This window comes from Wolbachia endosymbiont strain TRS of Brugia malayi (assembly GCF_000008385.1).
In the GTDB taxonomy this organism is placed as follows: domain Bacteria; phylum Pseudomonadota; class Alphaproteobacteria; order Rickettsiales; family Anaplasmataceae; genus Wolbachia.
The window spans coordinates 292,365-311,726 of record NC_006833.1; the positions used below are offsets into that span (position 1 = coordinate 292,365).

General features: G+C 34.1%; 21 protein-coding genes, 1 tRNA gene and 1 pseudogene. 15 read left to right on the forward strand and 8 right to left on the reverse strand.

Translation table 11 applies throughout. From position 1 onward, the window contains the following. Window position 1 precedes the first annotated feature (1 nt). The 3 genes from WBM_RS01320 to glmS all read left to right on the forward strand — a co-directional run bounded on the left by WBM_RS01320 (window position 2) and on the right by glmS (window position 4,260). A complete protein-coding gene (locus WBM_RS01320) occupies window positions 2-1,273 on the forward strand; it encodes a M16 family metallopeptidase (RefSeq protein WP_041571407.1) in 1,272 nt (423 codons plus the stop codon). Between the two features lie 707 nt (window positions 1,274-1,980). After that, window positions 1,981-2,415, forward strand: coding sequence for a preprotein translocase subunit YajC (gene yajC / locus WBM_RS01325; protein ID WP_011256423.1), 435 nt, complete (start codon window positions 1,981-1,983; stop codon window positions 2,413-2,415). A gap of 24 nt (window positions 2,416-2,439) precedes the next feature. Then, a complete protein-coding gene (glmS, locus tag WBM_RS01330; protein WP_011256424.1) occupies window positions 2,440-4,260 on the forward strand; it encodes a glutamine--fructose-6-phosphate transaminase (isomerizing) in 1,821 nt (606 codons plus the stop codon). A gap of 724 nt (window positions 4,261-4,984) precedes the next feature. On the opposite strand, the gene WBM_RS01335 is transcribed toward glmS, so the two are convergent. Then, window positions 4,985-5,347 (reverse strand): hypothetical protein, encoded by a 363-nt coding sequence (locus tag WBM_RS01335; protein ID WP_158676336.1) that lies wholly within the window; start codon window positions 5,345-5,347, stop codon window positions 4,985-4,987. Beyond that, a complete protein-coding gene (locus WBM_RS01340; RefSeq protein ID WP_011256426.1) occupies window positions 5,344-5,637 on the reverse strand; it encodes a hypothetical protein in 294 nt (97 codons plus the stop codon). The genes WBM_RS01335 and WBM_RS01340 overlap by 4 nt, the downstream gene beginning before the upstream one ends. Before the next feature lie 133 nt (window positions 5,638-5,770). Between WBM_RS01340 and purM the strand changes: the two genes are divergently transcribed. Continuing rightward, on the forward strand, window positions 5,771-6,805 hold the full coding sequence (gene purM, locus WBM_RS01345; RefSeq protein ID WP_041571547.1) for a phosphoribosylformylglycinamidine cyclo-ligase: 1,035 nt from the start codon (window positions 5,771-5,773) through the stop codon (window positions 6,803-6,805). Here the strand turns inward: purM and purC are convergent, their stop codons facing one another. Beyond that, complete coding sequence (gene purC / locus WBM_RS01350; protein WP_011256428.1) at window positions 6,806-7,528, reverse strand: phosphoribosylaminoimidazolesuccinocarboxamide synthase; 723 nt, start codon at window positions 7,526-7,528, stop codon at window positions 6,806-6,808. Window positions 7,529-7,596: 68 nt separating this feature from the next. On the opposite strand from purC, the gene trmD reads away from it, so the two are divergent. Genes trmD through WBM_RS01375 form a run of 5 tightly spaced genes read left to right on the forward strand, consistent with a single transcriptional unit; the run spans window position 7,597 to window position 11,122 of the window. After that, window positions 7,597-8,304 (forward strand): tRNA (guanosine(37)-N1)-methyltransferase TrmD, encoded by a 708-nt coding sequence (gene trmD, locus WBM_RS01355; protein WP_011256429.1) that lies wholly within the window; start codon window positions 7,597-7,599, stop codon window positions 8,302-8,304. After that, a complete protein-coding gene (rplS, locus tag WBM_RS01360) occupies window positions 8,288-8,665 on the forward strand; it encodes a 50S ribosomal protein L19 (RefSeq protein WP_011256430.1) in 378 nt (125 codons plus the stop codon). The genes trmD and rplS overlap by 17 nt, the downstream gene beginning before the upstream one ends. A gap of 21 nt (window positions 8,666-8,686) precedes the next feature. Beyond that, window positions 8,687-9,046 carry a hypothetical protein gene (locus tag WBM_RS01365; protein WP_011256431.1) on the forward strand — a complete coding sequence of 120 codons (360 nt, stop codon included), beginning with the start codon at window positions 8,687-8,689 and terminating at the stop codon, window positions 9,044-9,046. A 24-nt stretch (window positions 9,047-9,070) separates the two neighbouring features. Next, the gene (locus tag WBM_RS01370) at window positions 9,071-10,321 is read left to right on the forward strand and encodes a PstA family ABC transporter permease (RefSeq protein ID WP_011256432.1); all 1,251 of its coding nucleotides are present in this window, start codon (window positions 9,071-9,073) and stop codon (window positions 10,319-10,321) included. A gap of 3 nt (window positions 10,322-10,324) precedes the next feature. After that, a complete protein-coding gene (locus tag WBM_RS01375; RefSeq protein WP_011256433.1) occupies window positions 10,325-11,122 on the forward strand; it encodes a phosphoribosylformylglycinamidine synthase subunit PurQ in 798 nt (265 codons plus the stop codon). A gap of 131 nt (window positions 11,123-11,253) precedes the next feature. On the opposite strand, the pseudogene WBM_RS01380 reads toward WBM_RS01375, so the two are convergent. From WBM_RS01380 to rpe, 3 genes and pseudogenes are all read right to left on the reverse strand, one after another. After that, a pseudogene (locus tag WBM_RS01380) lies at window positions 11,254-12,252 on the reverse strand (LD-carboxypeptidase). Next, window positions 12,252-12,869 carry a lipoyl(octanoyl) transferase LipB gene (gene lipB, locus WBM_RS01385; RefSeq protein ID WP_011256434.1) on the reverse strand — a complete coding sequence of 206 codons (618 nt, stop codon included), beginning with the start codon at window positions 12,867-12,869 and terminating at the stop codon, window positions 12,252-12,254. Before lipB ends, WBM_RS01380 begins: the two are co-directional and overlap by 1 nt. Window positions 12,870-13,054: 185 nt before the next feature. Beyond that, entirely contained in the window at window positions 13,055-13,735 is a 681-nt protein-coding gene (rpe, locus tag WBM_RS01390) for a ribulose-phosphate 3-epimerase (RefSeq protein WP_011256435.1), read from the reverse strand. 190 nt (window positions 13,736-13,925) lie between these two features. Between rpe and WBM_RS01395 the strand changes: the two genes are divergently transcribed. After that, window positions 13,926-13,999, forward strand: a tRNA-Arg gene (locus WBM_RS01395). A 9-nt stretch (window positions 14,000-14,008) separates the two neighbouring features. Here the strand turns inward: WBM_RS01395 and WBM_RS01400 are convergent. Both WBM_RS01400 and WBM_RS01405 read right to left on the reverse strand, forming a co-directional pair. Next, window positions 14,009-14,959 carry a complex I NDUFA9 subunit family protein gene (locus WBM_RS01400; protein ID WP_011256436.1) on the reverse strand — a complete coding sequence of 317 codons (951 nt, stop codon included), beginning with the start codon at window positions 14,957-14,959 and terminating at the stop codon, window positions 14,009-14,011. A 48-nt stretch (window positions 14,960-15,007) separates the two neighbouring features. Continuing rightward, window positions 15,008-16,375, reverse strand: a complete 1,368-nt coding sequence (locus WBM_RS01405) for a UDP-N-acetylmuramoyl-tripeptide--D-alanyl-D-alanine ligase (protein WP_011256437.1) — start codon at window positions 16,373-16,375, stop codon at window positions 15,008-15,010. A gap of 183 nt (window positions 16,376-16,558) precedes the next feature. Between WBM_RS01405 and WBM_RS05030 the strand changes: the two genes are divergently transcribed. The 5 genes from WBM_RS05030 to WBM_RS01430 are packed head-to-tail and all read left to right on the forward strand — an operon-like array spanning window position 16,559 to window position 19,362. Then, window positions 16,559-17,533 (forward strand): hypothetical protein, encoded by a 975-nt coding sequence (locus tag WBM_RS05030; protein WP_011256438.1) that lies wholly within the window; start codon window positions 16,559-16,561, stop codon window positions 17,531-17,533. After that, entirely contained in the window at window positions 17,530-17,898 is a 369-nt protein-coding gene (locus WBM_RS01415; RefSeq protein WP_011256439.1) for an HIT domain-containing protein, read from the forward strand. Before WBM_RS05030 ends, WBM_RS01415 begins: the two co-directional genes overlap by 4 nt. A gap of 25 nt (window positions 17,899-17,923) precedes the next feature. Further along, window positions 17,924-18,277 carry an NADH-quinone oxidoreductase subunit A gene (gene ndhC / locus WBM_RS01420; protein WP_011256440.1) on the forward strand — a complete coding sequence of 118 codons (354 nt, stop codon included), beginning with the start codon at window positions 17,924-17,926 and terminating at the stop codon, window positions 18,275-18,277. Window positions 18,278-18,281: 4 nt separating this feature from the next. After that, entirely contained in the window at window positions 18,282-18,788 is a 507-nt protein-coding gene (locus tag WBM_RS01425; protein WP_011256441.1) for a NuoB/complex I 20 kDa subunit family protein, read from the forward strand. Between the two features lies 1 nt (window position 18,789). Then, a complete protein-coding gene (locus tag WBM_RS01430) occupies window positions 18,790-19,362 on the forward strand; it encodes an NADH-quinone oxidoreductase subunit C (RefSeq protein WP_011256442.1) in 573 nt (190 codons plus the stop codon).

Genomic DNA, 19,362 nt, shown 5'->3' on the forward strand with positions numbered 1-19,362 from the left:
GATAAATGTGCCAGAGGTAACAAAACTAGATAATGGTCTGCGTATAATAACTGAGCAGATGCGTGATATTGATTCTGTAGCTTTGAATATACGAGTTGGTGTTGGCAGTAGAGCTGAAAGTGCAAATCAAAATGGAATATCCCATTTTCTAGAACACATGGCTTTCAAAGGAACAAAGACAAGAACTGCATTTGAAATTGCAAAAACTTTTGACGATATAGGTGGAGTGTTCAATGCTAGCACCGGTAGAGAGCGCACAAGTTACTATGCAAAAGTTCTCAAGAAAGACGTAAAAATTGGTATCGATATATTAATAGATATATTAATGAATTCTACATTTCCAAAGGATGAGTTGGAACGTGAAAAGGGTGTTGTAATACAAGAGATTTTTCAAATCAATGATTCACCTAGTGACATCATTTTCGATAAATATTTTGAGGCAGCTTACAAAGATCAACCATTTGGTAGGTCGATTTTAGGTACGCAAGATACTGTAAAATCGTTTGCTCAAGGGGACCTAAATAACTACATAAACGAACATTACTTTGGCGAGAATATAATATTTGCTGTTGCTGGCAACGTTGAGCACGAGGAAATTGCTCAGTTAACCAAAGATTTTCTCTCAAAGGTTTCTTCTCAAAAACTAAAAGAAAGCCAAAATGCAAACTGCACTGGTGGTGAGTATTTGGAGCACCGTAAATTAGATCAAGTGCACTTGCTAATAGGTTTTCCTAGTGTTTCTTGCCATGATGATAGGTATCATACGTTTCAAGTACTTGATTCTATACTAGGAAGCGGAATGTCATCACGTCTATTCCAGGAAGTAAGAGAAAAGCAAGGGCTAGCTTACTCTGTCTATTCATTTAATTCCAGTTATACTGATACGGGAATGCTTTCCATTTTTGCTGGCACAGACAGTAGTAACTTAGATAAGCTTTTAAAATCCATAACGACGGAGTTGAAAAAATTATCTACAAATGATCTGAGGGAAGAAGAAGTAAATAGAGTGAAAGAGCGAATTAAATCCCAAATTTTAATGTCGCGTGAAAGTGTTAGTTCTTGTGCTGAAGCTTTGGAACACTACTATGGTAACTATAATAGATACATCAGCAAAGATGAACTGATAGAAAAAACTAGCGCGGTTACCACCGCTGATGTAAAAAGAGCAGTGGAAGAATTGCTATCTAAGCACGAAAAAACTACTTTAGCTGCAATTGGAGAAATTAAATCATTGCCGGGCTACGATAAAGTGGTTTCTATGCTTAGGGCTTAGTTTGTTCTATACGTCTTTACCAGATCCTTTGCCAAAGATGTTGCAAAATGATTGAAAAACCCTTTCCATGAAAAGCTTGCTTTCTTGTTCACAAAATAAGATATCTTTTGTTTAAGACATCAGTCTCACTATTTTGTAAAAATGAAGGCTTTCTGTTGCTTGTATACCAGGACAAGACAGTTAAAATTCCTTCTATAACTTAGGCAAGCAGCTATAGGAAGTACGGTACCTACTGCAACTACAAGTTACATTAACAATAATCCAATTAGGGATGTGATGACTGAAATACAGAACGCTATTTGATATTTTTCCTTATTACTAGCCATGAATACCTCACAAAATAATACTTTCAATATATCGGTATTGTCGCGTATTGTCAAATTTTTAGGAAGATTAAAAAATGTAGCGCATATGTGCAATACGTTAATTCTTGAGTTTATCTTATGCTTTATCAAATTTTATTATTGTACGTACTATTGTAACAAGTCTAGTTATTTTTTCTTTCTATAAGATTCTCTTCTGTGTTTTATCGAAGTAATGATTAATTCACACGTTGCAGCGTCTACTGTATAAATAATACGATAATCACTAACTTGTAATCTTTTGTAGAAAGCATTATTTTCTTTCACCAAACTTGACATGAAATGGTATTGTAATTAATACTTAAGCAGTTCATTTAATTTTATCGTTAACAATTAGGGTTAAATATGTTCATTTCTGAAGTTTTTGCGGCAGATGCAGCTAGTAATGTATCAAGCATTGGTGCACCTTTTGCTAATTTTGTTCCATTGATTTTAATATGTATAGTATTTTATTTCTTTATCATTCGCCCAAACCACAAGAAACTAAAAGAACATAGAAAGATGATAGATCAAATAAAGCGTGGTGATATAGTTGTTACCTCTGGTGGGATAATGGGTGAGGTTAACAAGGTTGATGAAGCAAATGCACAACTTATAATAGAAATAGCCCCGAAAGTTGAGATAAAAGTCCTAAAGACCGCTATATCCGAAGTTTCAAACAAAGAAACTCAAACCAAATCAATTGAAAAGGGTCAAACCGAGAAGGACAGCAAAAAGAGCCAAAATCAATCAGAGAAAAATAAAAAGGGGAAAGATAGTAAAGGTAAAAATACTTCATAACTCTAAAGAAAGGTTCAATTAGTTGTGTGTGGGATATTTGGTGCAGTAAGTGATGGTGATTCAGTAATACCAACTTTGCTGGCTGGGTTGCGGAAATTGGAGTATAGGGGGTATGACTCTTCAGGTATAGCAATCATAAACAATGAGGGCAAAATAGAAGTTCAAAAATCAGAAGGCAAAGTCGAGAGGTTATGTGAAGTTGTCGGTAACAGCAGGATGTCTAGCAGTACGGTTGGCATAGCACATACTCGCTGGGCTACACATGGAATCCCTGACCTTAAAAATGCTCATCCCATTCGTACAAATAATGTTGTTGTTGCTCACAACGGCGTAATTGAGAATTACAATCTGCTAAAAAAGGGTTTAGAAGAAAGGGGAATACCGTTTCATACTGACACCGACACAGAGGTTATACCAAATATGTTAACCCTATATCTTAATGAAGGATTGTCACCTATTGATTCTTTATTTAAGTGTTTAAGCAACCTACACGGCTCATTCGCTTTAGTCCTATTATTTGCGGAATATCCAGATGTTCTATTTGTTGCGAAAAGAAGTTTACCTTTAGCAATAGGCTATAATTATAATACTGTGTTTGCTGCATCTGATTCTAACACTTTAAATACACTGGTGGAAAGAATATCGTACCTCGAGGATAATGACGTTGCAGTGATAAAATCTAGCGGAGTGAGTATATATAACAACGGTGCACAAGTAAAACGCAGCATAGAAAACAATAGTTCAAGTAGCTTTCTAATCAGCAAAAACGGTTACTCTAGCTTTATGCTAAAGGAGATTTTTGAGCAGCCCTGTGTATTAAACAAAACAATAAATCAATTTTATAAAAAATATACAGAGGTAATATCTACTAGTAAAAAATTATTTTCCAAACTTAGTTACATTACTATAGTTGGGTGCGGGTCATCTTACTTTGCTGGGCTAATAGCGAAATATTGGTTAGAAAGTGTTGCTCAAGTGCGGGTATACTTGGAAATCTCATCAGAATTTAGGTATAGCAACATAAGACTAGAAGAAGGGAGCATTGGGTTATTCATCTCACAATCCGGAGAAACTGCCGATACCATGGAAGCATTACGCTATGCGAAATCACAAAAGCAAACAACCATTAGTATAACTAACACGTTTAACAGCGGCATTGAAAAAATCTCAGATGTTGTGTTACATACTCTTGCTGGGCCAGAAATTGGTGTTGCTTCAACAAAAACCTTTTCCACGCAGCTTGCTATTTTAGCATGCTTTACCTTAGAGCTTGCAAAAATAAAAGATACAATAGATGAAAAAAGAACAAAGCAGCTGAGTAATGCTATCAATTCTATTCCAGAATACGTTGAATACGTTTTAAATGTAATAAAAATACAACACATACCAGACATTATATTAGAACACAATAGCATTATTTTAATTGGTAGAGGAAGCTCATATGGAGTTGCAATGGAAGGTGCATTGAAGATAAAAGAACTTTCATACATTAATACTATTGGTATTGCAGCAGGGGAGATGAAGCATGGTTCGATTGCCTTGATAGATTCATCTGTACTTGTTATAGCAATTATTCCATACGACAATTTATTTTTTAAAACATTGTCTAATATACAAGAAGTCATCGCAAGAAAAGGCAAAGTGATTGCTTTTAGTGACAAGCAAGGAGTGCCATTCTTAAGAGAGATTTGTAAAGAAGTAATTCAACTTCCAGACATTGATAATTTTATCTCTCCAATAATTTATAGTGTTGCTATGCAATTTCTTGCCCATTCTGTTGCAATAGAAAAAGGGCTAGATGCCGATTGTCCAAGAAACCTGGCCAAATCTGTTACGGTTGAGTAATCCACTCTTTTATTGTCATGCCAGTGCTTCAACAAACAACTGCACGAAATCATGATTTAAAAAACAGAGAGCTGGAGCGGAAATCCATTTTACAGGCCTTAAGAACCCTTATATGGGGATGTTTTAGACCTAAAATTTATCCTTAATCTTTATTTAAGTGACAAAAGCACATTATTAAACTAGGTGTGTTATGTTTAATTTTTCTTATATAGACACTCCATGTCTTTATAAATTTTTATCTACGTTAGCTGAATCTCGCTTATTAAGTAATGTAATAAGCGCCAAGTTTTTGAGAGAACAGTAAACAACTCACATTGCATTGTTCTTTTTGTCTTTATTTAAGAATTAGTTCAAAAATCAACTAATCTTCTTTTTTTATAAAGAAATTATTTGAAAAACTTCTGCATTACCCTTATCGTGACGTTATGGATATTTATAATTCCAAGGTTGACTACTTACCAAGCATATAAGACATTAATGTCAAGTTCCTACAAGAGATATCACTAGGGTTTCTTTTGCTTTTTTTCCTGCTTGGTGAGTTCCTTAAACATTTACAGCTAAAGCAATTTAAAAGTATCCAGCGTTTAAAACTTTTAAAATACTAATTTGCCCTGTTTTCATTTGGTTTAGGTTGTACAGAAAGTCTAATGCCACAATAAAGAAATTATGTTTCCCACACTGGCACTTAAACTTACAAACACTTTTCATGAGCTATGGGATTGTTTTAAGTTAAGGTCAAACCTATTTCCAGCAAGTTGTTTTCACAAATACAGTGCATTTTAACGTTATAATGCTCTAATAACAGGTGGGTCATGTAAATACTAATATCTTTTGTACTTAAATTGTCATCTTCTTTCTTGTTTAACTTTTCTACTAATGATCTGCTCAGGGACTTATGCTCGTTTAGAACTTGCATTGTTAGTAGAGTTTCATGCTTCACTTGGCTCAACAAAATAGACATTCGTTCAACCTCTGCTACTGCGCTGGCTATAGTTATTACCATATTAGAGATTATTTTATTTATCTTTTCAATTAAACTTACTTTACACTTCGCAAAGTATTCATTCGTTTTCCACGTGAATTTTATTTTTTTTTTAGTAAATAATTTTCAATGTTCAATTTGGTCTGACTAAAGCTACGATTGTCCGCTGAAGAAGAGTATGCTTGTTTCATAACTTTGTGCTTATATATCAAATCATCGGAGCTTTCCTTAAGCAGCAATAATGCTTCCCTATGTGTACTAGCATCGTTCTGGTTGCCTGCTTCAAGCTCTTCTAGGCCAAACATTATTCCATTCATAGAGTTAGCAAAGTCATGAAGCAACCATCCTGATAATAACTCTGTTATTGACAGTATGTTTTTGATGTTCTTGCTCATTGGATAATTATAAATGATTTAAGTTACTCTATATTAGTAAACATATGATAGTCAATTGAGAGAAAGTTTCGTTGTACTTTTTGTGTCGATTCATTAATATAGTGTTAATAGTCATAGAATTTATAAAATGGTCATGAATACTTACGCCAAATCTGGAGTAGATCTTAAACTGTATAATAAGCTGATGAAAGAAGTTAAGCTTGTTGTTGATGAAAATAAAAGAGAAGAAGTAATTAGCGAAGTGGGTTCATTTTCTGCATTATTTGATTTTGCTGCGTTAAGTAAGAAATATGACCATCCTGTACTGGTTTCTTCAACTGATGGGGTAGGCACAAAGCTGTTGATAGCCCAAGAAGTAGATAAACATGACACTATAGGTATAGATTTAGTTGCAATGTGCGTAAATGATTTACTTGCACAGGGAGCAACACCTTTATTTTTCCTCGATTATTTTGCAACAGGTGCTTTGAACAAAGATGTTCTATTGTCTGTAGTTCAGGGTATTACAGAGGGGTGTAAGCAGGCCAAGATAACATTAGTTGGTGGAGAAACCGCAGAGATGCCTGGAATGTATGGTAATAATCACTATGACCTTGCAGGATTTGTGGTTGGAGTGGTTGATAAGAGCAAGATTCTTCCAAATTACGGTGTGATGAGAGCAGGTGATTATATAGTTGGCTTAGAATCAAGTGGAATTCATTCAAATGGGTTTTCTTTGGTGCGTCATATCTTTGAAGATTTAGGCATAAGTTACAATGATCTATCTCCGTGGGATAATCAACTTTGGGGGGAGGTATTACTCAAGCCAACAAAAATATATGTTGATTCTTTACTGCCTATTATGTCGCAGGTAAAAGGTATTGCACACATCACAGGTGGTGGCTTAATAGATAATGTTCCACGAATTCTTCCAAAAAATTTATTTGCAGATGTAGATATCAGTTCTTTGGAATGGCCAGATATATTTTTGTGGCTGACGAAAGAGGGTAAAGTGGAGAAGAGAGAAATGTTAAGAACATTTAATTGTGGTATTGGTATGATATTGATCATAGATCCTGAAAATATGCAAGGCGTAAAAAATCATTTCCAAAAACTTGGGGAAAAAATTGAGATCATTGGAAAACTTAATGAGAAATACAACCCGTCATTTAATGGAGTAGTATCTTAATTAGCATAACTTTACTGATAATCTTTTCGCGACCTCTAAGTATGCTTCCTTCAAGTTTCCTAAATTCAAGCGGAAAACGTCTTTATCTAATTTTTTGTGCGTATTTTTATCCCACAGCCTACAGTTGTCAGGGCTGATCTCATCTGCTAAAGTAATCTTTGTATTATCGTTTATTGGTCTGCCAAATTCCAATTTAAGGTCGACTAAATCTATCCCTGCATTTAAAAATAAATCGATTAGAACTGTGTTGATTTTAATGGTTATAGTTTTAATTTCTTCCATTTCTTCGTAAGATAGCCAGCCAAAATATAGCACGTGATTTTCGTTTACCATTGGATCAGCTAGGCCATCGTTTTTATAAAAAAACTCGATTATAGGAAATGCGAGTTTCTCACCTTCTTTTATATTGAAACGCTTACAAAAACTACCAGCTGCGATATTTCTTACTACTATTTCAAGAGGTATAATTTTTAATTTTTTAACTAGCTGTTCTCTTTCGCTTAGAGTTTTTATAAAGTGTGTGTTAATTCCTGCTTTCTCAAGTGTTTCCATAATAAAAGTGCTAATGCGATTGTTAATTGTTCCTTTGCCCTCAATAATTTTATATTTTTCTTTATTGAAAGCTGTAACTTCATCTTTGAAGTATTGTATGACGGTTAATGGATCTTTAGTTTCAATAATGAACTTTGCTTTACCTTCATATATTATTTTGTCTGGCAACATGTGTGATTTAAGTATATATTATAAGCATTATATCAAATCACACTTAAGTTTACTACAAATTTATAAAGATGTTCGATGTTACAATATTAACCATATTTCCAGAAATGTTTCCTGGATTTTTGAACTATTCCCTTGCTGGAAAAGCATTAGAGAAGAAGATATGGAACCTTCAAGTGATAAATATTCGTTTTTTTGCTAAAGATAGGCATTTGACGGTAGACCATATTCCATATGGGGGTGGAGCAGGAATGATTATGCGCCCTGATGTAGTTGGTGATGCAGTTGATAGTGTACTTTCTACTCATAAAGATACTAAATTTATTTATATGACTCCGTCTGGCACAAAATTTGATCAGAGTATTGCAAGGGAATTGGTAGGATTTCCTCATATAACGATATTATGTGGTCGATTTGAGGGTATTGACCAAAGGGTGATAGATGAGTATACTCCTTATGAGTTAAGCATTGGAGATTATATTCTTTCAGGAGGTGAACCAGCTGCGATGGTAATTCTTGATGTGTGCGTTAGACTTCTTCCTGGTGTGGTAAATAATTCCGGTAGTATTACTGAGGAGAGTTTTAGTTATAGCGGTGGTGTGCTTGAGTATCCTCAGTATACCAGACCTAAGCAGTGGAGAAAACATAGAGTGCCTAAAATTTTGTTATCTGGTAATCACAAAAAAATAAGTGATTGGAGACAGAAACAGTCTCAAGTTATAACAAAAAGACGTAGGCCTGAATTATTAGATGGAGAGATAAATGACAAATTTACTTAAAAAGTTCAATGAGCAACAAATGCAAGTATTAGCTAAGGAAGTACCAGAATTTCGTCCTGGTGATGATTTGAAAGTTACTTTTAAAGTAGTTGACAGTACAAGTGAGCGTATACAAATATTTGAAGGTGTATGTATATCAAAAAGAAATCGAGGGTTACATTCTTCTTTTGCGGTTAGAAAAGTAAGTCATGGAGAAAGTATAGTATCTCAATTTTTTATTTACTCTCCTGCATTAGTTTCAGTGCAAGTAACAAGAAGAGGAAAGGTTCGTAGGGCAAAGTTGTACTACCTATGTAAACTATTTGGAAAAGCTGCAAGAATAAAAGAGCGCGCTACTTACAAAAACAATAAGTCTAATTAGGTACAATGGAGAGTCATGTTAATGGTGTCATTCCCAGTGCATGATATACAACTATATAAGCATTTTGATATGATAAGGCGTTACATAGTAAACGATGTCATGAAAGTGGCTGACACTGGAATCCAGCTTTTTATGCAATCCCATCAAAGATATTTATTTAGTATAAGATCAACTGCTTTCTATGTTCAACAAATCAGTTTGCTTATTTACAAGCAAACTTTCCTGGATCCTAGTGTCGCGCACTGGGATGATACCGACAGTTATGTCTTGTATTTACAAAACTACAATGCAGAAAGTTCACACAGTTGTGGGTTTGACCTAAGATTTGGGAAGAAAGAAGAGACTTCAGTATTAGCTTGCATGACATCATTACACACTTGAGCAACAAAAAGGAACTGAAAGTAAATGAGTATAAAGACAAAATTTCTTAAACTGCTTCAGTCCAGGCGTATGCATGCTCACATAAAAAGGAAGAATAAAAAAGATAAAGCGTTATATTCCTGTTCTTTTATGACGCTAGTTATTTCACTTAGTTGCCCTGTATGTATATTGCTAAGTATATTGATTAACTCTTATAGCGCCTTAACAGTAACAAAAATTCTATTACCGATTGAAATAAACACTGATTTTGCTTTAGCAGATAATCCTAGCAATTTGCGGTATAAATCTATTAATTCACTAAATGATTCTCTGCGAAAGATATTTAAGGGAACTGATTTTAAGAGTGGTGAAGAGATTTTAAGTCGTAATTCTTATAAGGAGCTAGAGAATTTTGTTCGTAGAAAAGTAAAACATAATGGTGAATATGAAATCTGGTTTACCGCGTCAAGTATAATAAATTCAATAAATAAGGGTAAGTATTTTAACAGTCATTATGTTGAATTGCTTAGTTGGCTAAAAAAACAGGGGAGAGTAGGAAAATTTTTCAATAGATCTCTATTTCTTAAGTCTGACTCTCGTGAACCTGAAAACGCGGGAATCTTAGGAGCATTTATTGGCTCATTAATGACGATAATGGTATGCCTGGCTTTGGCGTTACCAGCGGGGATTATGTCGGGTATCTGTCTCCACGAATTTATGCCTAGAAATAGTATGATAACTAATGTTATAGAGGTTAGCATAAATAATCTTGCCGCAGTGCCTTCAATAATATTTGGTGTAGTAGGCTTGACTCTCTATCTTGGCATATTTGAGCTACCCCGTTCTTCGCCACTTGTTGGTGGAATGACTCTTTCATTTATGATGTTACCTAATATTATAATTGCAACAAAAAATGCCTTTGCTAATGTTTCTATTACAATAAAAGATGCAGCTTTTGCTCTTGGAGCGCCTCACATCAGGGTGATATTAGACCACTCTTTACCGATTGCATTGCCAAGGATAATACATGGTACTATGCTTGCAGTTGCAAGAGTTTTAGGTGAGTCTTCTCCTTTGCTTATGATAGGTATGGTAGCATTTATTACTGATACACCCAGGTCCTTTTTCGATCCGGCAACTGTTCTACCTGTACAAATATACATATGGTCAAGTAGTCCTGAAATTGCATTTGTTGAACTTGCTGCTATCGCAATTATAGCCTTGTTGATAGTGTTATTTGCTCTTAATTTAGTAGCAAATTTTGTAAAAAGAAAATTCGAATTTTTTAATTTTTAACTCATGAAAATTGTCGTTTTATCTGGTTATGGCTTAAATTGCGAAAAGGAAACTGCATTTGCATTTGTAGAATGTGGTAGAAAACTTGGTGTCAACAATATAGAAGTAAGAATCGTTCACATTAATGAGATCATAAAGAATCCAGGTGAACTGAGGTTGAGTAATATACTTGCAATCCCAGGGGGTTTTTCCTATGGTGATGACACTGGTGCTGGTAATGCTTTTGCTTTGCGCGTTAAGAACAACTTGTTAGATAAGTTTCAAGAGTTTTTATCTCAGGATAAGCTTGTCATAGGAATATGTAACGGTTGTCAGATATTAGCGAAGTTAATCCCAGAGTTTTCTAACCTGGCTTTAATACGTAATGATATAGGTAATTATCAATGCCGTTGGATTAAAGTAAAAGTTAGCCCACAAAGTAGTTCTGTTTGGTTGCAGGATCTGAATGAGTTGTATCTTCCTATTGCTCATGGAGAAGGCAAGTTCTTTATGAATCAAGGTGTTTTAGATCAATTGATTGAAAATAATTCTGTTGCACTACGTTACATTAATGAAAGTGGTGACTACGCCAACTTGCAATTTCCTTATAATCCGAACGGATCTACATATGACCTAGCGGCTTTATCGGATAAAAGTGGTAGAGTGTTGGCTTTAATGCCTCATCCAGAAAGGGGAATATTTTTTACTCAGCAGGATAACTGGCCACTTGAAAAAGAAAAGTGCAAGCGCTTAAAGATTGCTATGCCAAAATATGGAGACGGAATGCTTATATTTGAAAATGCATTAAGATATTTTTGTTGAAATTTGTTGGTAGGGATTTGTAGTCAAAATTGAACAAATATTTCCTATAAAATCATCGGTAAATCTAAATTATTTTAGCTTAACGTCGTGCATTCATTCTACTGTGACACAGAAGGCTAGTACAATATAGATCAATCCGTAAAGCCAATATTCTGTACATCCATAAAAATAACCTTCTTTTTTGTCTTGAACGCTAATAGTAGCATGGGTGTTGAGAGGTTAAAGGGTCATTTATATATTCGTGGCCTATCTCTTGGACTTTGAACACTGGAAAATTAACACTCTTTGCAGATCTCTCTTTTACGACTTTAACAAGATTGTCGTTACCGAAGTTAATAAAGTTTCTAAAAATTACTGCGTATACTTCATCAAAAATACAAGCTTGTTTTAGGTGATCTAAACTGCCCCCATTGCATATGAATAAACTCTTGTATCTTTTAGAAATAGAATTTTTCCTTTTGCATTTATTTGCCAAGCTGTTCCTATACTATTTTTAACCAAAATCATGTTTCCACAACGATTTTGGACTCTAATCTACCATTTTTTAGTTTGATGTCATCATTAATTATTTTTAGGTTATTAGACCTAATAGAGCTCTGCTGACTTAGGATTAGCCTTTTTAATTTTTTAACAAAATTTTCAGAAACGAAATTATTTACTATCATTTCCAACATGGACTGTGAAGAATTTGCCAATCGTATTTGACTTGTAAATAAATGTGCAAGGCGGCTATATCGCTGTAGTCTATAAGAGTTTTTTTTTGTTTTTATTTTGAACGATTCTTGCTTTTTTATCGTTGAGTAATTTTTCTAGACAGGGAATTAACGAGAAGCTCCTGTTCCTCCTCTGATACACCAAATTATTTTGCTATCGTTAATTAAAACACTAATCAAATCGCTTGCTCTAAATTCATCGGAGTTAGGGTAGAATGGATTATTATTGCTATATATTTTCTCTAAAATATGAAAGTTAAAATCCAAAGCTTCTATATATTCTTTTATAGTAGTTAGATCTGGCTCTTTTCCCTTGGAAGAAGGAGCAATAATATCGACTTGATTGATTGCATAAATACCTGTATTAGCACATAAAGTGAAAATAAAATATAAGAAGTAGATGACAACAGAGTACATTAAAATATCTTATAAAACTCTTTTTTTAGTATATTATCTAATTTAAAGAGTGGAGCTTTAACACCTAGTTCTTTTATTGATGTAACACCGTAACCTTTCAATCCGCAAGGAATAATACCCTTATAATGGGAAAGATCTGGGGAGAAATTAAGCGCTATGCCATGGTAAGTTATCCATTTTCTTAAACGTATGCCAAAAGCTGCTATTTTTTCTTCTACTCCATTGTTATTCACCCAAACACCTATTCTATCTTCTTTGAATTCTCCAAATATGTTAAAGTGCTTTAAAACATTTATTATCCAACTACCAAGCTCTCTAATATATAGTTTTATATCACATTTATTTCTTTTTTTAAGATTCAGCATTAGATATATAATGCGTTGCCCTGGTCCATGATATGTGTATTTACCACCCCTACCTGTTTTATATATAGGAAGTAATTTTTCAACAACGTCATCATCTGTTGCACTAATTCCTGCTGTGTATAATGGAGGATGCTGGAGTAGCCATACCAATTCATCAGATGAGTTATTGTGGATTTGTTGAATTTTTTTTTCCATGAATTTTACAGCGTAGTTATAATTAATAAGCTGATCAGATATTAGCCACTCTACCATGTTCAATCTCTTCTCTTTTTAGTTTATAGAATAAGCTAAGTATAGTTAAAAATATATATTATCACAATTTTATGGACATTTTTGACTTGATTTGCTGAGATGGGTGTCCTTAAGTAGATGATACTTGCATCCAGAAATTTTTTTACTTATAGAATGACAGAAGTGATTTGTGTTGGGCTATGGGGTTACAATGATAGGTTTTTAAAATCATTTACAGCTTTCTTCATATTTTTAGCTCTAAATATTGCTGATCCAGCGACTAAGATATCTGCACCTGCTTTTATTATATCAGCTGCGTTTGAAAGACTCACTCCGCCATCTACTGAAATTTGTGTTTTAAGGCCGCGCTCTCGTATCATTTTCTTCACAACAGATATCTTGCCCAGTTGTGAATAAATAAACTCCTGTCCTCCAAATCCAGGGTTGACTGTCATAATTAATACAATATCCAACTCATGTATTATATACTCAAATATACCTGGGGAAGTTGAAGGAACAATTGACACTCCAACTTGAACCTTTTTTTTCGCATCGTTTACATTTTTGTATGACTTTATCTTTCTTATCAGCCTTTCAAGGTGTACCTCTGCTTCTGCGTGTATAGTAATGATATCAGCACCAGCATTTATAAAGCTTTCAACATGGTCACCAGGAGACTTAATCATTAAGTGTACATCAAAAAAAAGGTTAGTATATTTACGTATTGTAGAGATAACGCCTGGACCAATTGTAATGTTTGGAACAAAATTTCCATCCATAACGTCTATGTGTATATAATCTACACCTAAGTTGTTAATTCTTTTTACCTCTTCTCCTAATTTTGCGAAATTTGCTGAAAGTATAGAAGGTGCAATTTTGATACCCATGGGCTGTCTTTTTACTAAAAAATAAAAAAATAACTTATTTTTAAAACTCTGTCATCTTGGTACTTAAATCCAGAAAAAGTTAGCACCGCATACTAGAATGATAAGGTCTTGCAAGAATTTGCTATAAGCATTGTATTTACATGAAATGCCTTGACTTTATACGTGTTAAGAAGCATTTTATATATGCTGTGCGCCCGTAGCTCAGCTGGATAGAGCAACAGCCTTCTAAGCTGTGGGTCGTAGGTTCAAATCCTACTGGGCGCACTCTTTATGTCAATACTTTTTATAAACCTTCAAATACTCTGGTACTACGTTTTCAATTGATAATGGCCGGATTTTTATTGCTTCAAAATCAGTTGATTTTTCAATTGAGCTACTCATCATAACTCTTACCTGATCTCGAGTAAGCATAGGGCTTATATCCCCGGTTATGGGTTTTAACAATATAGAAATGATCCTACTTTCTAAGAAGAAGGCTATTAACTTTGCCATTGGAAAAGATACATTGACTAATAAGCATTTTCTGTTGGTAACATTCAGAATAAACTTTAGTAAGCTTTTAAAAGAGTAGATTTTCGGTCCACCTATATTATAAATCTTCTTATCTTGCTTATTAAGATTGATAATGCGGTATACCATCTCAGCTAAATCGGTTACACATATCGGCTGAAATTTAGTTGTACCACTGCCAATTAGCGGCAAGAAAGGAAGAATAGTTGCTAGTCTTGCAAATTTGGTAAAGAAGTTATCTTCTTTGCCAAATACAAGACTCGGCTTAATTATTATTGCTTCTGGGAATGCTGCGGTTACAGCTTTTTCACCTTTCAGTTTACTTTGAGCATATTCTGACAGCTTACTGTTTTCTATTCCCATAGCAGAAAAATGTATCATCATAGATACATTTTTTATTTTTGCAGCTCTTGCTATTTTTTCAGCTATCCCAACATGAACAGCGTAGAAACTGTGCTCTTTTACTTCATATAATATTCCCACTAAGTTTATGACTACATTACATTCCTCTACACTTTCCAGAATTAACTTCTCGTCAAAAAAATCGCCTTTAAATATAGATATTTGTCCTAAATTGCCGCATAACTTTAAACAAGCAGCTTTTTCTTGGTTACGGACAAATACCCTTATTAAATACCCTGCTGTTGCCAAACGTCTTACGATGTGTTTCCCTATAAACCCTGTTCCACCAAAAATAACTACACGTTTTATCACGATTAAAACTTCTAATAACTTAACCTTAAATTAATACAATAGTTTTATTTAATATTCTATTATGAATCCTTGCACTATGAAATCCATTTTCACTCCACGTGAACCCTTGACCAGAACTACATCATTATTTTGAACAATGTTAGCTAAGTTGCTTTTCAATTGATTAGAATCATTAAAATGCGTGCCTTTTATATTGCCTGGTAAAAGCCTATGCAACTTTAACATAAATTTACCAACCGTATAAACTTTATCCACGTCATATTTTACGATAGAATCAAGTAACTTCATATGAAATGTTATGCTTTTGTTACCAAGTTCTAGCATATCACCAAGTAATGCTACTTTCCTCCGATTAGAATATATACCTAAAGTTCTTATTGCAGCTTTCATTGAAGCAGGACTGGCATTATAGGAGTCATCAATCAAATGTATACACTTTCCATTGTATTTAGCCTTGTGAACACTACCTCTGCCTTTCGTTATATTAAAATTCTCAAGTGCAAGTGGTAATTTTGATAAATTAAGTCCAAGATTTTGTATGACTGCAACAACAGCCAGTACAGAGTATACAAAATGTTTGCCTTGCACACATAAATTACAGTTCATAATCTGATTATTATTCAGTCTAATTTTTAAATTTAGCCCTTTGTCATTTTTTATTACATTCAACAAGCAAACTGTAGCGCTTTCACTCCTACCAAAGCTTACTACATCTCTATCGACGTGCGATAAGAGATAATCATAATATTTATTGTCTTTGTTTAGGATCAAAGTACCGTTATTTTTCACACCGTACAAAATTTCTAATTTTGCTTGAGCAATATCAAATAGCGACGAAAAATTTTCAACGTGCACAGGTTCGATATTGGTGATAACCGCAATATTTGGGTTACTAATCTTTGATAATTCTTTTATCTCGCCAGCTTTATTCATCCCCATTTCAAGAATTAAGTACCGGCAGTTTTCTGGAGCTTTTAGAATCGTTAAAGGTAGCCCTATGTTATTATTCAAATTACCATCATTCACATGAGACACTCCATACTGTGATAGAACAGTATGTAGCATATCTTTTGTGGTGGTTTTTCCTACACTGCCTGTAATTGCAATAACTTCAGCATTAACAAGAACATTTCTGATGTAATACGATGCCATATCATGCAAAGCTTTTAGAGTATCTTGCACAACAATTACAGGAAGATTCCTATATTTGTCTTCGCTCACTACCGCAGCTGCTGCCCCTTTCAAAAAGGCTTCATGTAAAAAATCATGTCCATCAAAATTCTTTCCCTTAAGTGCGATAAATAAGTCACCTTTTTTTATATTTCTTGTGTCTGTTGAAATATTTAAGTTATGGCAACCACTCTTCCCTCTTCCGCCAGTAGCATCAATAATATTATTAGTATTCCATTCGAACATAGTTTAACTTTAAAGCAAGATTAATAATAAAAGTAGCGAAATACCTCACGTTTTAGACAGTATATAAATAATAGTTGCAATCTCTGTAATTTCATCTTATAATAGATATAGAAATTTAAATGTTTTTATCTATAATTTAGAATACACTATAGTATTTAGTGTTAGAATACTTCGGGGGTATATATGGAACAAGATAAAAAAGGAGATATTTCAAGCAAAGAGTCTACTTCTATATTAGGTAAAGCTAAAAATGCAGCTTTGGGAGTGCGAGGGTTTCTAATTGAAGGTGGAAAAATCTTATTTAAGGGTGTAGGTAGGGGTTTATTTGTCTTATTTAAAGGTACAATAATATATCCTTTCCAACTAAAAAGTCAGTTAAAGTCTTGGGATGAAATGTGGCACGATATAAAAAATGGTTGGCGTTATGTTATTGGCAAAATACCTAAAGAATACTACCTGCCTATAAAGACTACACAAGCTAGTGAAGATCTTGGTGTACACATAACAGAACAAGAGAAAGGAAAGGGAGGGGTTATATTTAAAGCATCAAGGACTTTGGTAGGAGACATACCTTATTTGAGCCAGGAGCAATTAGATCAAATAAAAAACAATTTGCCAAGTGTAACTATTTTCAGGAAAAAAAACGAAGCTATAATCGAAGTTGATGTTAAGGAAATTACCAATGGCATTAAAGCTGGTCCTGAATACAAAGGAAAGAGTCCGGAAGAGGTAAAACAACTTATTATTGGCAAAATTTACGATAAAGTGAATGAAAATCTTAAAGGCCTGGCAGAAATTACTGGTGGAGAGTTTAAAGTTCACACAGACCAGAAATTGCTATATGGTATTGCTGAAAAATTGTACCGGTGGTATCGCGAACAGCCATCAGAAGTTGTAAAGCCTATAGAGAAGTCACCAGAATCTAATGAATTTATCACTCAAAGCAATATGACTGATCCTTTGGGAATGTATCATGTAAAAGCTGGAAAAACTACTTCTAAAGGTATAGAATTAGAAGATAAGTTGAGGGAAGCTATTGGTAACGAATCTAATCTACGCTTTGAAGGAGATGTTTCTAACAGTAAAATGGAGAGCCCTTCATCTACACCTGTTCTGAACCCAGGAAGAGAAAAAGGTGGTCGTGCCTCTAAAGCATGAGCAATAAATACTATGATAGCAATAACATCTTTGCTCAAATATTAAGGGGTGAGTTGCCTTGCAAGAAGGTTTATGAGGATGAGGATGTCTTGGCATTTTACGATAAGTATCCTGATGCACCAGTTCACATTTTAGTTGTACCGAAAAGTCAATATATTTCATATGATGATTTTATTTTTAAAGCTTCTGCGGAGGAAATAGTAGGCTTCTTTAAAACTGTAAGAGAGATAACATATAAATATAACCTAGAAAAAACAGGATATAGATTAGTTACTAACTGCGGTGAAAACGGGGAACAAGTTGTGCCGCACTTTCATATGCATATTTTAGGTGGTAAAAGATTAGGAAAGCATGTAAATTTGTAGTGTTGCTTTCTACAAGTTTTATTAAATGAGTGAATATTTAGCTATAGCAATTTTTATCTGCGTATCAATTATACTATCTCTTGCTTTGGGTGTATTGCCTATGTTTCTTGCAATAAGCAAACCAGATAGTGAAAAACTTTCTACATATGAGTGCGGTTTTAACCCTTTATCAAGAGCAAGAAAAAATTTTGACATTAAGTTTTATTTAGTTTCAATATTATTTATGATATTTGACTTAGAAATTGCTTTTCTTTTTCCTTGGGCTATTTCTTTATCTAAAATAAGCTATTGTGGATTTTGGTCTATGATGGTATTTCTTGCAATACTTACTGTAGGCTTTATCTATGAGTGGTGTAAAGGTGCATTAGAATGGGAATAAGTTTATGATAGGTCAAGTTCTATCTAACGATGACTGGAATCGTTATAAGAAAGAAGGGTTTCTTGTTACTAAATTCGGTAGTTTAATAGATTATGTAATCAATTGGGCAAGATCTGGCTCATTATGGCCAATGACATTTGGTCTTGCATGTTGTGCAGTAGAAATGATGCACACTGCATCCAGTCGTTATGATCTTGATAGATATGGTATAATGTTTCGTGCGAGTCCAAGACAGGCGGATGTTATGATTGTTGCTGGTACACTAACCAACAAAATGGCAGCAGCCTTGCGTAAGGTTTATGACCAAATGGCAGACCCCAAGTACGTTGTTTCTATGGGAAGTTGTGCAAATGGCGGTGGTTATTATCATTACTCCTACTCGGTAGTTCGTGGTTGTGATAGAATTGTACCAGTTGATATATATGTTCCTGGATGCCCGCCAACTGCAGAGGCATTGCTATATGGAATGCTGTGCCTACAAAATAAAATAAAAAGAACTCAGAATATATAGTATGGATAAAACTGCAAAGTACATACAAAAAAAGACCAAATGTGAATTTATTCAGCAAGGTGATGGTACTATTGTAATATATTCAACTTTAGATAATATTGAGGATCACTTACTCTTTCTACGCGATGATGAAAAATGTAGGTTTGAATTATTAGTTGATATTTTTGGGGTTGATTATCCAGATAGGGAGAAACGTTTTGAGCTAATATATAATTTGCTCAGCATTGTGCATAATATTAGGGTACATATAAAACTTCAATTATATGAAGATGATATGCCTCCAAGCGTAGTAAGGATATTTAACACAGCTTCGTGGTTTGAGCGCGAAGTTTTTGATATGTATGGAATAGAATTCTCTAATCATCCTGATTTGCGTAGGATTCTAACGGATTATGGATTCAAAGGTCATCCAATGTTAAAAGATTTTCCTCTTACTGGTTACGAAGAAGTTAGATATGACATAGAGGCAAAAAAGGTTGTGTATAATCCTATAGATTTACCGCAAGATTTTCGTATGTTTGACAGCCTATCCCCTTGGGAAGGTGAAACCGCAAAAGCAAATACAAAGGAGTAG